Below are 13,360 nucleotides of genomic sequence, written 5' to 3'. Positions count from 1 at the left end.
AAGAATTTAAGAGTGGATGATCTTCCGATATGAATTTGAAGCATCCACAGCATGACACTTAATTTTTCTGGCAGACATTTCCCATCTGATATCATCATGCAAGCGCTACGATATTACCTTGCCTATAAACTTAGTTACCGTGAAATAGAGGAAATGTTCGCGGAGCGAAACATTCATTTTGACCACTCAACCTTGAACCGCTGGGTTATCAAATATGCACCGCAGCTCGAAGCCATATTCAGGAAGAAAAAGCGTCTAGTATCTGGCTCGTGGCGAATGGATGAAACTTACATAAAAATTAAGGGTCTGTGGGTTTACTATTATCGTGCAGTGGATAAATTCGGCGCGGTGATTGATTTTTACTTGAGTGAAACCGGTGATGAGAAGGCCGCACACGCTTTTTTCACTAAAGCTATCAATCAACATGGCTTACCTGAGAAGGTGGTTATTGATAAAAGTGGCGCCAATGCCGCAGCGTTAGATACTATTAACATTCGACTGTGGCTATCAGGATGTATGTTATTTATGATTGAGGTACTTGCTGTTAAATATTTAAATAATATGGTCGAGCAAAGCCACCGAAAAGTGAAGGGTAAAATGCATCAATGCCTAGGTTGGAAGTCTTGGGAAGGGGCTGAGTCAACACTGGCTGGCGTTGAACTTTGGTCCATGATTAAGTTGGGGCAAATGGACACGGCTCAAATGACGAGCCCATGGGAACAATTTTATTCTTTAACGGCCTAGCTGTATCTGAAGGATACTGCTCCTTCAATTTGGCGCGGCAAAATCTCAGTTTGCGACAGAACCTTATGTGTGCAAGCCGCTACACCTAGTGGCTTTTTTTAAGTATTTTCATTGAGCTTATACTATCAGTAAAACCTGTAGCATTATTCATACCAGAACCTCGAGTGTAATAATCGCCCTGATAGTTTTTATCCTTAAAAAAACGGACTTCCCATCCAATAGGGATATTAAACGATGAAAGCTTATCATTGAAATTATACTGTCGGAAATCATTAACACTTTGGTCGATTCGCAATTGTTGACCTGTCTGATTAACCTCACTAAACAGTGAAACAACAGATCTGCTTTGATTACTATTACTTTGATTATTCAAGACAATTGTAGATATTATACATTTTGTCTCCTTTGCAGAGCAAAAAATGCTGCCTTCTCCTTGTTCGTTCTGGCAAGTTAGACTTGCATTCAATTGTGATTTTGTTTTTTGTATATCTACACCCGCATAAAGTTTATTAAACGGGGTGAGCACACAAATATAAACATCACTTGCAGTGTATTTGTTGTCGGCAACTGAAAGAAAAGATACACACAGAAACAACATTCCAAAACTAGATTTATTCATCAACACCTCCAGTGTTAGCTAAAGTAGATGGTTCTGTCGCAAACTGAGATTTTGCCGCGCCAAATTGAAGGGGCAGTATCCTTCAGATACAGCTAGGCCGTTAAAGAATAAAATTGTTCCCATGGGCTCGTCATTTGAGCCGTGTCCATTTGCCCCAACTTAATCATGGACCAAAGTTCAACGCCAGCCAGTGTTGACTCAGCCCCTTCCCAAGACTTCCAACCTAGGCATTGATGCATTTTACCCTTCACTTTTCGGTGGCTTTGCTCGACCATATTATTTAAATATTTAACAGCAAGTACCTCAATCATAAATAACATACATCCTGATAGCCACAGTCGAATGTTAATAGTATCTAACGCTGCGGCATTGGCGCCACTTTTATCAATAACCACCTTCTCAGGTAAGCCATGTTGATTGATAGCTTTAGTGAAAAAAGCGTGTGCGGCCTTCTCATCACCGGTTTCACTCAAGTAAAAATCAATCACCGCGCCGAATTTATCCACTGCACGATAATAGTAAACCCACAGACCCTTAATTTTTATGTAAGTTTCATCCATTCGCCACGAGCCAGATACTAGACGCTTTTTCTTCCTGAATATGGCTTCGAGCTGCGGTGCATATTTGATAACCCAGCGGTTCAAGGTTGAGTGGTCAAAATGAATGTTTCGCTCCGCGAACATTTCCTCTATTTCACGGTAACTAAGTTTATAGGCAAGGTAATATCGTAGCGCTTGCATGATGATATCAGATGGGAAATGTCTGCCAGAAAAATTAAGTGTCATGCTGTGGATGCTTCAAATTCATATCGGAAGATCATCCACTCTTAAATTCTTATCGTCAACTTTGCGACAGAACCAAATTAATTTCTTCATTTTACAGCCCTCTCAGCTACCCATGAAAACAACGCTTTTCCAATTTCATGTGGAGAATCTTCTTGAACAAAATGAGATCCTTTAACAGTAACCTCTTCAAGGTTAGGCCAAGTACGAACAAAATCACGAGCATAACCAACTAAAAATGCTCCTGGTTCAGCATTAATAAATAATTTAGGTATATTCTTTGAATGAGCTAAGTACTCAGCATAAGAGTTAATTAAAGCAACGGTTTCTACTGGCGTTTCAGCAATTGGGAGTTGACGAGGTCCTGCTAACGTTGCTCGGCGATCTTCACCTGCATTTATAAATGGACGACGATATTCTGCATGTTCTTTTTCTGTTAACTTTCTTAAAATGGCATTTTGAAGTAGGGTTTCAATAAAGAAATTGTCTTCAAGAACCATTTTATCGCCTTCAGGAGATCGTAACATACCTATTGGACCATGAAGATCATGATTAAACTCTTCCCAAGTAGGAAAAGAAGTGACAATTGCTTCCATAAAAGCAATTGCTTTTATTTTTTCTTGATTATGATTCGCCCAATTAAAACCTACCCCTGATCCCCAATCATGTAGAACCAATGTGACATTTTCATTAACGCCTAATTCTTCTAATAACGCTGAAGTGTAGCGTGTATTTTCTTTTAATGAATAGCTGCCATCTTCGGTGTTATCAAGTTTGTCTGAGTCCCCCATACCAATCATATCAATAGCAATTAAACGTCCTTGACCTTCAAGGTACGGAATAATATTTCGCCATAAAAATATAGATGTCGGATTACCATGTAAAAATACGATTGGATCACCAACCCCGTGTTCAATATAGGCCATTTTTTTGCCTAAAACGGTTTTGAATTTTTTTTCATAATGCAGGACTTCAGTATCAATTTTCATTATTAGCTCGTTATCAGTAAAAATAGAGTTAATGGCACTTAGATAATCATCAATACACAACAAATATATGCGCCACTCATGTATATTTCAGGAGTATTGCAGGCTATTTGTTTTTTGTCTATCATTTTTTATGACTCAGTCATATAATACAATCATGACTAATGATAATTATTTAAAGAATCTACTTGGTGCATTTGCAACAACGATAGCTTCTAACATAGAAATGGAAGTCGCAGAACTTGACGGGCGTAGCCTTAGCCATGAAGCTGCTTTAGTTGCCATTAATAACCATCCCAATGATGGTATAGAAATGCTAAGTAAAGTGCTTGGGCTGACTCATTCAGGATCTGTTCGGCTTGTGAATAATCTTGTACATGATGGGTTTGTAGATCGACATCGAAGTAAAATAGATGCTAGAGCTGTTGTTCTATGCGTTACTGATGCAGGACGAGATCGTGCAAATAAAATACTTTTAGCTCGTGAAAAAATAACAAGTAGTGTTCTTGATACTCTTGGTGAGAACGAGAAAGAAAGGATTATTCCTATATTAGAAACAATCCTTTCAGCAATGACAGGTAATGTTGTTGAAGCAAGACGTATTTGCCGCTTTTGTGATGAGGGCGTGTGCAGAAAAGCTGGGTGTCCTGTAGAGATTGCTGCAACAAAAAAAGCCTAAGACATTAATCTATTTGTGAGACACAAAGGGGGTTGCGGGTTAACCCGAAGCCAACGCAAACAGACGGGTATTGGCGCGTGAATCAGACTGTCCTAGAGTTATTCACGAGCAAAATTTTGGGTTAAAACCGGTGAAAAGCACAAAATACTAACCTACTTGTTTTCAATAAAAAACCTTACCCGCTCAATAGACTCATCGCATTTCAATTTAATGCGATGATTAAGGGGCCAATGTGCCCATTACATCTATAGATGTAAAATCACTCTCGACCAGTATGTGACAAAACTATTACTTCAAATTTTAAGTTATTATTCATTAACATTTCGCTGGCAGTGCGGGCAGACTTTAGCTTCTTTTAATATTTTTTCTGCACAAAACTGGCAAGCTTTGCGGTTATGATTATCTTGAATCAATACGAAAAGAAGCCCTAGCGGACCTAAAGCTATCCCGTTAATAAAAGCGAGAAACGGAAAACCCCTTTGCACGCCTATATATGTGGCAATCAAGGTACTGATCAGCCATATAATAAAAATTATGTGACTATTTTGAACAAAAATAATGGCAACTTCATTCATTTGGTTTAACACCTTTTAGTTTTCTGTAGGGTATAACATTTGCTTAAGAGGTAAGCTATAGCTCCTCCCCACCGCATGCACGCTAACTTGTGAGCGCCGCAGTTGAAGCAGGCCTTGAAACAGTCTTTCTTATTTGTTTAGTATTAAATGTAACTTTTTTGTAAAAGCAATCAGTATGATATCCTAAAAATTGTAATTGATACAAAGTAAGGCAAAGTTTGTTGTGTTGCTTAAAATAACCAAACAGATGAGCACTGTTTAGTACTTAAAACTTTGCAAAACCAAAGTGAATAAGAAGTGATTTTTACCCCGTGAATCAGACTAGGCAAGTCTGTTTCACTGTAACGATTTTTGAAATCCCTCATGGGCAGGTCATACTTTTTGTTATTCATTACTTTATGTATCTCAAACTATCAGACTAAGCAAGAGCAAGCCTTCGAACTGTGACACGTTTTGGGGCAAAAGCGTGCTAGCCAAAAGCGAGCATAGGATGTCAGGTTACTACGGGTGAACCAGTCTGGGCCAGACTGATTCATTAGTTCCTTATTAAATATATCTGTTATGCGTATACGTGCATTTGAAAAGTTTCCTTTTTGGAAACTTTTGTGATATATCTTCCAAGACGAAAACAGGAAAAGACCGTGCACGTTATTTCAAGAAAACCATTTAATGATGCCGCCCAAAAGTATCCTAACGATAGGGACGCCTTGGTTCAAATATACAGCACCTTACGCAGTGGCACATTCACCAATCCTGATGATTTACGGCAAGTATTTCCGTCTTTGGATAACTTTAAATATCGAGATAAATGGTGGGTGATTGATGTAGGTGGTAATAATCTACGCATTATAGCCTTCATCGAGTTCCGAGATAACAGGATGTATGTGAAGCACGTGGTTAGCCATGCAGACTATAGTCGAACAAAGGAGTAATTATATGCTACCTACTGCATGTATTGAAATTAGAGAGGCATTGGCCAAAGTGCCATACCTTGCTCACATTGAAACTCAGGACGACTACGAGCAAGCATTAGCATTAATGGACGACTTGATAGATGATTACGATGCAAACAACTTTTTAATTGAAATGTTGTCACTTAGCATTGAGCGATGGGAAGAACAGACTGATGAATTTGCTGAATTTAATGCAGCCATTGCCGAATTGGACAGTGGTGTAGCTGTATTGAAAACGCTTATGTCCCAGTATCGTCTTGGTGTTGCAGATCTTCCTGAATTAGGTTCAAAAAGTAATGTAAGTAAGTTACTCAATACCGTAGGAGGAAAAAAGCTAAATCGACACCACATAGAAGCACTAAGTCAGCGCTTTGGTGTGCCTGTATCATTATTTTTTTAGCTTAGTGAATCACTCTAGGCAAGTCTGATTCACGTAACGATTTTTGAAATCCCTCATGGCCAGGTCTTGCTTTTTGGTATCCATTACATTTTTGTATTTCAAATTATCAGACAACAAAGGGCTGATCTTAGAGCCGTGGCACGCTTTGGGGCAAGAACAAGTTGACCGATCATAGTTTTTATTGGTCACTAGAGTCAAATGTCCAATATTTCACGGCTTTTATTCTTAAATAGACATTTAACATACATATACTTTTTAAAACCAATTTATACAGGGTTACATAAATAACAGCATATACAGCATATACAGCTAAGTATAAATCCTTCTAAACCTTGCACGGGCACTACAAGTGTGAGTGTGGCATTGTTGGAGCAAGGGCTTAACGTGGCGCACATGGCCTTTACAAAACAGGCGTTTATGTTGGCCGATGCGATTTCTGATGTGCCCTGTTTTAGTGATTATCGGCAGCTCGATGGTCTTTTCCCGCAGGCTAAATTTGTTTACCTCGAGCGTGACTTGGCTAAATGGGTGCCTTCAATGCAGATGCTGCTAGGTAAAATGCTGCCGCATTTAGAAGCAAAATCGGGGCGATTTCACCCGATTATGAAACGTAGCTTTCGGCACACGTTTGCAATCGATAAAGTGACGCATCCCCTAGACGAGGCGCATCTTATTGATTGTTATCAAAGGCATCAACACGAAGTGTTCGCTTACTTTCATGGTCGAGAAGATTTTATCTCGCTCGACATCAGCCATGCGGGAAGTTTGAGTCATTTGTTGCAATTTTTAGGCTTAGACACCAATGGTCCAACCTTAGGCCAAATGACCGATAGGGCGCATAGCAACACTCAAACAAACAGCACGCTAATCCATCAAGACAGAGTCAATACCGGCGAACATGGGCTGGACTTTCCTAAATTAAACGCTGGCACTCACGTCGCGGCTTGGCATGAATATAAACATCCAAACAAGGTGAACAGTAATAGCGCTGGCCCGCAAAGCCGTAAGTTTTTCGACTATACGCTTTAGCTGTACGCCCTATTGCTTGCGGCGTTTCACCACAGTAAGCCAATCAAGACTCACGCCCGAAATAGCATTAAAACCGCGGATACGGAAGATAAGTTTTAGTAGCTGCGGCCTTGGGCGCACTTTAGGTTCAACCGATCGCGGAATAAACCAGAGTGTCACTAACGCTCGCAGTACAGTCGAGACTAAGAACACCACAAAAATTGGGCTCGATAACACGCTATCCCAACCCGTCCAGACTAAAAAATCCGCCGCATGGGAGGCAATCGTACCGCCCAATATTGCACCAACAAAAACACAGGCCGCACTTAAGGCCGCTTGCAGGGCAGCATAAGTGGCAAAGTCACTGCGAAAGGGACGGATATCATAAAGGTAATTTGCCGTGCTTAAGGTGAAGCCGCTCCATGCCAAGCCAGAAAAAGCTTGGATAGCTAAGATATACAGATAGTTATCCGAGAATAACCACATCAGCGGTAAGCTTGGGATCATACAACTGGTGATAATCATCACTAAACGATTGCCGAATTGATCGCTAAAGCGGCCCCAAAATCGTAAGGTAACAAATTGAGTCGCTATCGAAGCCACGCTGGCAAATACAAATTCGAGGTAAGTGAACTTTAAGCCTTCAAGCATATAAACGGCAAAAAATGGTGCCGAGATTGCCACCATTCCCTGCATACTGGCAACGAACAAACTGTACTGGCGAAAGGTTTTATCTTTCCACGCCGCACGAAAATGACCAATCGTTTGCAAAAATACGCCACGCTGTTTGGGCACGCGCGGATCGGGATCATGCATCTGTAGCAGTAACCAAGCCGACACAAAACGCCCCATTGCCGCGATAGAAAACAACAGACTAAAACCCAACCACGCCATCTGCATCGAGTCCGTTAGCGTGAGTATGCCGCCACCAACAAAAAACACACTTAAAGATGCGCCCATAGTGAGCCGAGTGCGAGCGGCAAAAAAAGCGCCTCGGCGCCGTTCAGGTACGATAGATCCCATCCACGCGCGCCAATGGGGCTGAATAAGATTAATAAAACCATGGTAACCAACGGCTAAGGTGATAAAGATCCACACGGCATGCTCTGAACCAAAAGCAGCCAACGCGCCCATAGCTAACACTATGCAGCCCTGAAAGACCGCACAAAAAACGATAAAAGTTCGACGGGAGAAATGGCTTGCAAGCCACACGGATAAAAGTTGGGCTATCGCCCCAAAAAGCTGTGGTAAACCCGTCACAAATCCCATTTGCGCTAGGCTGGCACCAAGAAAAATAGCATAAGCATTAAAAAAGTTATCACTGGTCGCTGTCATCATTGACGAGGCAACGGCCTCCTGCTGCGAGCGGCGCAGGGTACATCTTAACCACGAATTACGTTCGCTGCGTCGTGAGCAAGTGACTAGCGGCGGGGCTACAGGTGAATCCATACCAAGCACAAATCCATATGATATTAAGGGATTAAGTATTGCTCGATTATGTCGGATGAAATAGCATCTGCCTAGGTTTTAGTTTAAAAAACGCCCAAAGCAGAGCCTTGGGTGTTGTCGTTAATTTCGATGTTGAACCAATAAATCTACATCAAAATATTGATATTAAATAAAATATTAATCACTCACTAAAAATTAGCTTTAAGCTCAGTTTCGTGGTCGAGCAAGCTTTGGTACAAGGTAAACTGGTTAGCAGCGCGATCCAGATTGTGGCCTTCGCGGTGGATATGGAAATACACATCTCCATTAAGATAATCCGTTAAAAAACGTACACCTATCATCAAACAAATCACTCGCGCACCGAGCCAAAGGCTGCGTTTTTCGGTCTCAGTTAATACGTCGCCTAATTCGCTCAAATAACCACGGCAAATCGCGGCGAAGATATCTTGGCGCACTTGGACTTTATCCAAAGCTGTAGAGTCTTCTTCCTCTGGCGAGCAAAAAGTACGTACCATATCGCCAAAGTCATACATCAAATGACCTTTCATACAGGTATCCAAATCGATAATAGCCATGCTGGACATATCGCGCTTATCAAAAAGCATGTTATTGATTTTAGTATCGTTATGGCAAATGCGAAGTGGCAGTTCTGGCGATATGTCGGCCAGTTCATTAAGCAAAGTCTGTTGAGATAACGCGTAATCGACCCAATGACGACAAACATCTAAACGGTGTTGGCTATCGAGCTCTGCCGCCTGCTGTAACAGAGCCATCCGTCCCGGTAAATGATGAAACTGGGGAATTACATCTTCAAGTTGAGTGGCATCAAAGTCACTCAAAGCAGAAGCAAAATGACCAAAGGCCTTGGCCGCCATTTCAGCCTCTTGCTCCGACTTAACCACCTCAATACTCAGGCTATGGGGCAAGTAGCTGATCGCGCGCCAAAATCCTTGTTCGCCTAAATCGATAGCTAATTCACCCTCTTGAGTTAAACAAGGGCTAACCACTTTAAGGCCATACTGCTGCTGCAACGACTTAGCGCATAGATGATGGCTAATTTTATCGGCATTGGTAACCAAAGCGCTGGGGGTTTTAAACACCTCAGTGTTAATTCGCTGCAATACTAATTCGCCCGCAGGCCAACGCACCAAAAGGGTGTCATTGATGTGGCCGTTACCGAGGGTAGAAATTTTAGCCTCGGCGGCATCAATACCAAAATGAGGCAAGACTAACTGCCTAATGAGTTTAATCACTCAGTAACTCCGTTAATTTTTGTTTTACCCAGACAGTGTCCTGCGGATAAGTCACGCCGAGCCAAGGCTCACAGGCCACATCGACATACACAGGCAAACCTTGCTCAATGCCCGCTTGCACTATGGCGGGCAAGTAACATTCAGACTTAGGTTGTAGCCCCTGTTGCGCAATAAATTCGGTCAATTCTCGTTTAATAACATCAAATATGCTTGGGGAGAAGCCCCAGCATGTCATAGAGACCAAGGATTGCGCCGGCAAATTAGCATGCCCCTGCGGGCCGTCACCCACTAATTTTCCCGCTTGCTCAGCGATATTGAGCCACTCGACAACCGATTTAAGCTGTCCATCCTCTACCTGACACAAACCACGGTTAACGCCGCCGTGCTCCGACAATGTGAGTTCGATGGGATACGCCACCATCATCCACTGTGTCGGCTTTGTCTTTAAGCCTTTTGCTAACGAAAAAAAGGCGCTATCGCCATAAAAATCATCGGCATTGATAACCGCCATGGGGCCTTTAACCAGATGACGCGCGCTCCACAGTGCATGGGCAGTACCCCAAGGCTTAAGCCTGTGGCTAAGATCCGCCAACTGCGCCGCTTCGGGTAAATCCGTTAAAACCTGATAGCAAAAGTGATATTCAAAATCGATAGGTAAAAATTGGGTCAGTATTGCAGTTAGTTCACTTTCTAATTCAGGGCGGATCACCAGCACAGCACGCTGAAAGCCACTGCGAATAGCCGACATGATTGATAACACCAACATGGGTTCGCCAGCAGGGCCGAGCGCCGCTAATTGCTTATCGCCGCCGAAACGACTACCCAGCCCAGCAGCCATAATGACTAAGGTCAATTCTGTATTCATGTTGGATTGATATTCTGTTTAAATTTTAAGATATTCCACAAACTACATCGCCAGATACCAAGACAGAGGCATTTAAAACACAGTTTGAGAAAAAGAGGAGCAAAAGTGTAATCTACCCCTCTAATTGTGACTAGCATTTAAGTAGAATTTTTATCGACTTAAGCTGCTCCAGTACGTTAGCGAGCAATATAACCACCAAAGGTACGATTTTGTTCCAGTATCGCTTGGCTACCCTTAAGGCTGAATTTATAACCACACAGGCTAATGCTGCCACGGCGAGCAAGGTCAACGATAATGGCTTGAGTGTCCAGTGGTGAAAAACGTGCCTCGGTAGCCGAGTCGGCTTTTAAATCCACTGTCAGAGGGCGATAATCAGTGCCACTGTTGAAAGACAGCAGACTACAGGTTTTATCGCCCTTTGCCGTCGCTAAGGACCAAAGGTTTTTCGCCTTCCCCTTCTCACCGAGCCAACGCATAATTAAAATATCGTCTTCAAGCGCCACCGAAAAGCCGTCAGGCAAGGCAAGCGTGACTCGTTCACCCGCATAGGGCGCGACTGCATTTACCGTGACAACCTGTGCTCCATCGCCAGTATCGACATCGCCATTGGGCCAAAGTCCCCATGCCAAAGCGATAAACACCAGCACGCCAGCACCGATTCCTGCTGGGCGCCAATAACGGCGTTCCACTCTAGGCAGATTAATCTTAGGTAGCTTAATTTTAGGTAACACGAAGAACCGCTTTAGCGGTGCCAAAAACTCAAATAAACCGCGAAACAGTTCAGTCATCGAGCCAGAATCTTTCGCTTCGGCGCGGCGTTGACGCACTTCTTCAGCATGATCTACATCATTAAAGCTATCTGTTTCGTTATCTTCTTCGGCGGCCAAACGCCAACTTGGTTCAGCACTGCGCTCGGCGGGATCTAATTGAGGCGCATTAAAATCGACATGCTTTAAATCCACATTAACCACATCAACATCGGCGAGTTCAATATTGGTTTGATCAATACGGCTGGCATTGGCAGGACGAAAATCGGCATGGGCATTAGGTACCACAAAATCGGCAGGATTTGGTGTCAATCGCGTTAACGCATCAAAGCGCAATTCATCTTGGCGCTGGGCTTCAAGCTCAGTGTCAACCAATGGGGGATGAGTAACGGGTTGCTCATGGGTAAATATAGCGATTTCAGGCTCAGTGACCGTAGTGACTGATTGCGCATGCGTTTGCTCAACATGCGGCTCATGGCGTTCAACCTGAGGCTGTAGTTGCACATCAGAACTTGATTTAGCCGCCTGTCTTGCTACAGCTTGGTTAGAATCGCTGGCACTAATGTCTACTGTTTTAGGAACAATTGTGGGCTCCACACGCCGCCGTGGCATAGCTTGAGATGTTGGCGCATTCAGCTCTGGGCCAAAATAGCCGTAGCGGTAATCTACTATTGTAGGCGCAGGTAAACGCCAACCCCAAAAAGTGAGTCCTGCCGCCAAAACTAAGCATAAACCAATAAGCGCAATGTGTGCATCTGCAGTGAACAAGCCGAGTAAAATAAGCAGCGGTAATAAAAATGCACCCGTCAGCACTTTTGACTTATCGGCATCGACTAAACGCCGCAGGCTAGTGAGCCCTAATAAAGGCAAACCCAGCAATGCCAGCAAATACATTAGAAAGTTTGCCCCAAATGCCGCAGCGGCAATTGAAATACAAACATATACACCAACACTAATAGCGACAAAGCGGGGACGAGAATCACGCCCGTGAAGGCAAAAAAGAGATTTTAACAGCACGACCCTTCCTTTATTGTTATAAAAACTAAGTAGCAAAAGACAATCATTGCCATATCAGGCACGAGCGTAACTAATTTACCCGCAATTGTCAGCGCCTACGACCCCACTCAGGTAAAAATGCATATAATAATCAAGTAAATCTAAAATTGGCTTAAATTGCCAAGCAACAAACCCTAGTAATTCTGTGGTCAAAATCGCTATAATACTTGGCTTTCAGGGCCCTTTTTGCGTTACCAATTGGATATTTAGCTCATGACCGCACGCGGAAATTTATTTATTGTGTCGGCGCCCAGTGGCGCAGGTAAATCCTCGCTGATTTCGGCCTTGCTTAAAGACAAGCCAGCCGATATGCAGGTTTCAGTATCACACACCACCCGTGCACCACGCCCAGGAGAAGTTGATGGTCAACACTATCACTTCATTAATGTTGAACAATTCAAAGCATTAATTGCTGAGAATGCCTTTTTTGAATGGGCAGAAGTTTTTGGCAATTACTATGGCACATCGCGCCATGTCATCGAGCATACGCTCAGCCAAGGTATTGATGTCTTCCTCGACATCGACTGGCAAGGGGCGCAGCAAGTCAAAGCGCTAATGAATGATGCGGTGAGTGTGTTTATTCTACCGCCATCGAAAGCCGAGCTTGAACGCCGTCTCACAGGCCGTGGACAAGATAGTCCCGATGTTATTGCCAGCCGCATGGCACAGGCCGTATCGGAAATATCCCATTACCGAGAATACGATTTTATTATCGTCAACGACGATTTTGACACTGCCTTAGCCGATTTGCGTGCGATCATTCGCAGCAAGCGCTTAACAGGTGCTAGTCAGATCAACGCGCAAAATGCTATGCTTCACGATCTGTTGGCAGACTAACCTGTCATAGTGTACAATTTTGCGTCATTTTTTCCCTAGATAAACTGGAGTTTCAACACATGGCTCGCGTAACTGTAGAAGACGCCGTAGAACAAATCGGCAACCGTTTTGATATGATCCTGGTTGCAGCGCGTCGTGCTCGCCAAATCGCCGTGCAGGGTAAAGACCCTATGGTTGAAGAGATGAACGACAAGCCAACGGTTATCGCCCTGCGTGAAATCGAACTAGGTTTAGTCACTGCTCACACCTTAGATGCCGATGAGCGTCAAACGGTACGTGAACGTGAAGCCGCTGAAATTGCAGCGGTTGCAGCTATTGCTGAAGGCCGTTCATTATCGTTATAAGCATAATTGAGTAAATACCTGTTTAGGTAAAGGAGAGCTGCCA

15 protein-coding genes are annotated in these 13,360 nt (G+C 43.3%); 7 read left to right on the top strand and 8 right to left on the bottom strand.

All coding sequences use genetic code 11. The features are described 5' to 3' along the window. The first annotated feature begins 51 nt into the window (after positions 1-51). Positions 52-744 carry an IS6 family transposase gene (locus C9I43_RS18015; protein WP_107884989.1) on the top strand — a complete coding sequence of 231 codons (693 nt, stop codon included), beginning with the start codon at positions 52-54 and terminating at the stop codon, positions 742-744. 85 nt (positions 745-829) lie between these two features. Here C9I43_RS18015 and C9I43_RS18010 read toward each other — a convergent pair whose 3' ends face one another. From C9I43_RS18010 to C9I43_RS18000, 3 genes are all read right to left on the bottom strand, one after another. After that, positions 830-1,363 carry a peptidase inhibitor family I36 protein gene (locus C9I43_RS18010; protein ID WP_107884991.1) on the bottom strand — a complete coding sequence of 178 codons (534 nt, stop codon included), beginning with the start codon at positions 1,361-1,363 and terminating at the stop codon, positions 830-832. Positions 1,364-1,455: 92 nt separating this feature from the next. Next, positions 1,456-2,148 (bottom strand): IS6 family transposase, encoded by a 693-nt coding sequence (locus C9I43_RS18005; protein WP_107884989.1) that lies wholly within the window; start codon positions 2,146-2,148, stop codon positions 1,456-1,458. Between the two features lie 86 nt (positions 2,149-2,234). Next, positions 2,235-3,134 carry a haloalkane dehalogenase gene (locus tag C9I43_RS18000; RefSeq protein ID WP_107238734.1) on the bottom strand — a complete coding sequence of 300 codons (900 nt, stop codon included), beginning with the start codon at positions 3,132-3,134 and terminating at the stop codon, positions 2,235-2,237. Between the two features lie 154 nt (positions 3,135-3,288). On the opposite strand from C9I43_RS18000, the gene C9I43_RS17995 reads away from it, so the two are divergent. Further along, entirely contained in the window at positions 3,289-3,810 is a 522-nt protein-coding gene (locus tag C9I43_RS17995) for a MarR family winged helix-turn-helix transcriptional regulator (RefSeq protein ID WP_107239196.1), read from the top strand. Between the two features lie 308 nt (positions 3,811-4,118). Here the strand turns inward: C9I43_RS17995 and C9I43_RS17990 are convergent, their stop codons facing one another. Beyond that, on the bottom strand, positions 4,119-4,385 hold the full coding sequence (locus tag C9I43_RS17990) for a hypothetical protein (RefSeq protein ID WP_107884988.1): 267 nt from the start codon (positions 4,383-4,385) through the stop codon (positions 4,119-4,121). Between the two features lie 605 nt (positions 4,386-4,990). Here C9I43_RS17990 and C9I43_RS17985 point away from each other — a divergent pair. From C9I43_RS17985 to C9I43_RS17975, 3 genes are all read left to right on the top strand, one after another. Next, the gene (locus tag C9I43_RS17985; protein ID WP_308811435.1) at positions 4,991-5,317 is read left to right on the top strand and encodes a type II toxin-antitoxin system HigB family toxin; all 327 of its coding nucleotides are present in this window, start codon (positions 4,991-4,993) and stop codon (positions 5,315-5,317) included. A gap of 4 nt (positions 5,318-5,321) precedes the next feature. Then, positions 5,322-5,738, top strand: a complete 417-nt coding sequence (locus C9I43_RS17980; protein ID WP_107884986.1) for a helix-turn-helix domain-containing protein — start codon at positions 5,322-5,324, stop codon at positions 5,736-5,738. Positions 5,739-6,032: 294 nt separating this feature from the next. Continuing rightward, positions 6,033-6,767 (top strand): sulfotransferase, encoded by a 735-nt coding sequence (locus C9I43_RS17975; RefSeq protein WP_373455359.1) that lies wholly within the window; start codon positions 6,033-6,035, stop codon positions 6,765-6,767. 9 nt (positions 6,768-6,776) lie between these two features. Here the strand turns inward: C9I43_RS17975 and C9I43_RS17970 are convergent, their stop codons facing one another. The 4 genes from C9I43_RS17970 to C9I43_RS17955 all read right to left on the bottom strand — a co-directional run bounded on the left by C9I43_RS17970 (position 6,777) and on the right by C9I43_RS17955 (position 12,097). After that, positions 6,777-8,195 carry an MFS transporter gene (locus tag C9I43_RS17970; protein ID WP_107884984.1) on the bottom strand — a complete coding sequence of 473 codons (1,419 nt, stop codon included), beginning with the start codon at positions 8,193-8,195 and terminating at the stop codon, positions 6,777-6,779. A gap of 188 nt (positions 8,196-8,383) precedes the next feature. After that, positions 8,384-9,448, bottom strand: coding sequence for a phosphotransferase enzyme family protein (locus C9I43_RS17965; RefSeq protein WP_107884982.1), 1,065 nt, complete (start codon positions 9,446-9,448; stop codon positions 8,384-8,386). Continuing rightward, the gene (locus tag C9I43_RS17960) at positions 9,441-10,313 is read right to left on the bottom strand and encodes an NTP transferase domain-containing protein (protein WP_107884980.1); all 873 of its coding nucleotides are present in this window, start codon (positions 10,311-10,313) and stop codon (positions 9,441-9,443) included. Before C9I43_RS17960 ends, C9I43_RS17965 begins: the two co-directional genes overlap by 8 nt. Before the next feature lie 176 nt (positions 10,314-10,489). Beyond that, a complete protein-coding gene (locus tag C9I43_RS17955) occupies positions 10,490-12,097 on the bottom strand; it encodes a hypothetical protein (protein WP_107884978.1) in 1,608 nt (535 codons plus the stop codon). Positions 12,098-12,349: 252 nt separating this feature from the next. On the opposite strand from C9I43_RS17955, the gene gmk reads away from it, so the two are divergent. Both gmk and rpoZ read left to right on the top strand, forming a co-directional pair. After that, positions 12,350-12,973, top strand: coding sequence for a guanylate kinase (gene gmk / locus C9I43_RS17950; protein ID WP_107884976.1), 624 nt, complete (start codon positions 12,350-12,352; stop codon positions 12,971-12,973). Positions 12,974-13,032: 59 nt separating this feature from the next. After that, positions 13,033-13,317: a DNA-directed RNA polymerase subunit omega gene (rpoZ, locus tag C9I43_RS17945; RefSeq protein WP_076497135.1), complete on the top strand. Its 285-nt coding sequence runs from the start codon at positions 13,033-13,035 to the stop codon at positions 13,315-13,317. Positions 13,318-13,360 lie beyond the last annotated feature (43 nt).

The sequence above is a fragment of the Shewanella morhuae genome (assembly GCF_003028295.1).
GTDB classification, from domain to species: domain Bacteria; phylum Pseudomonadota; class Gammaproteobacteria; order Enterobacterales; family Shewanellaceae; genus Shewanella; species Shewanella morhuae.
Note: the sequence above shows the minus strand (reverse complement) of the source record. Positions and strands in the feature narration are given on the sequence as shown.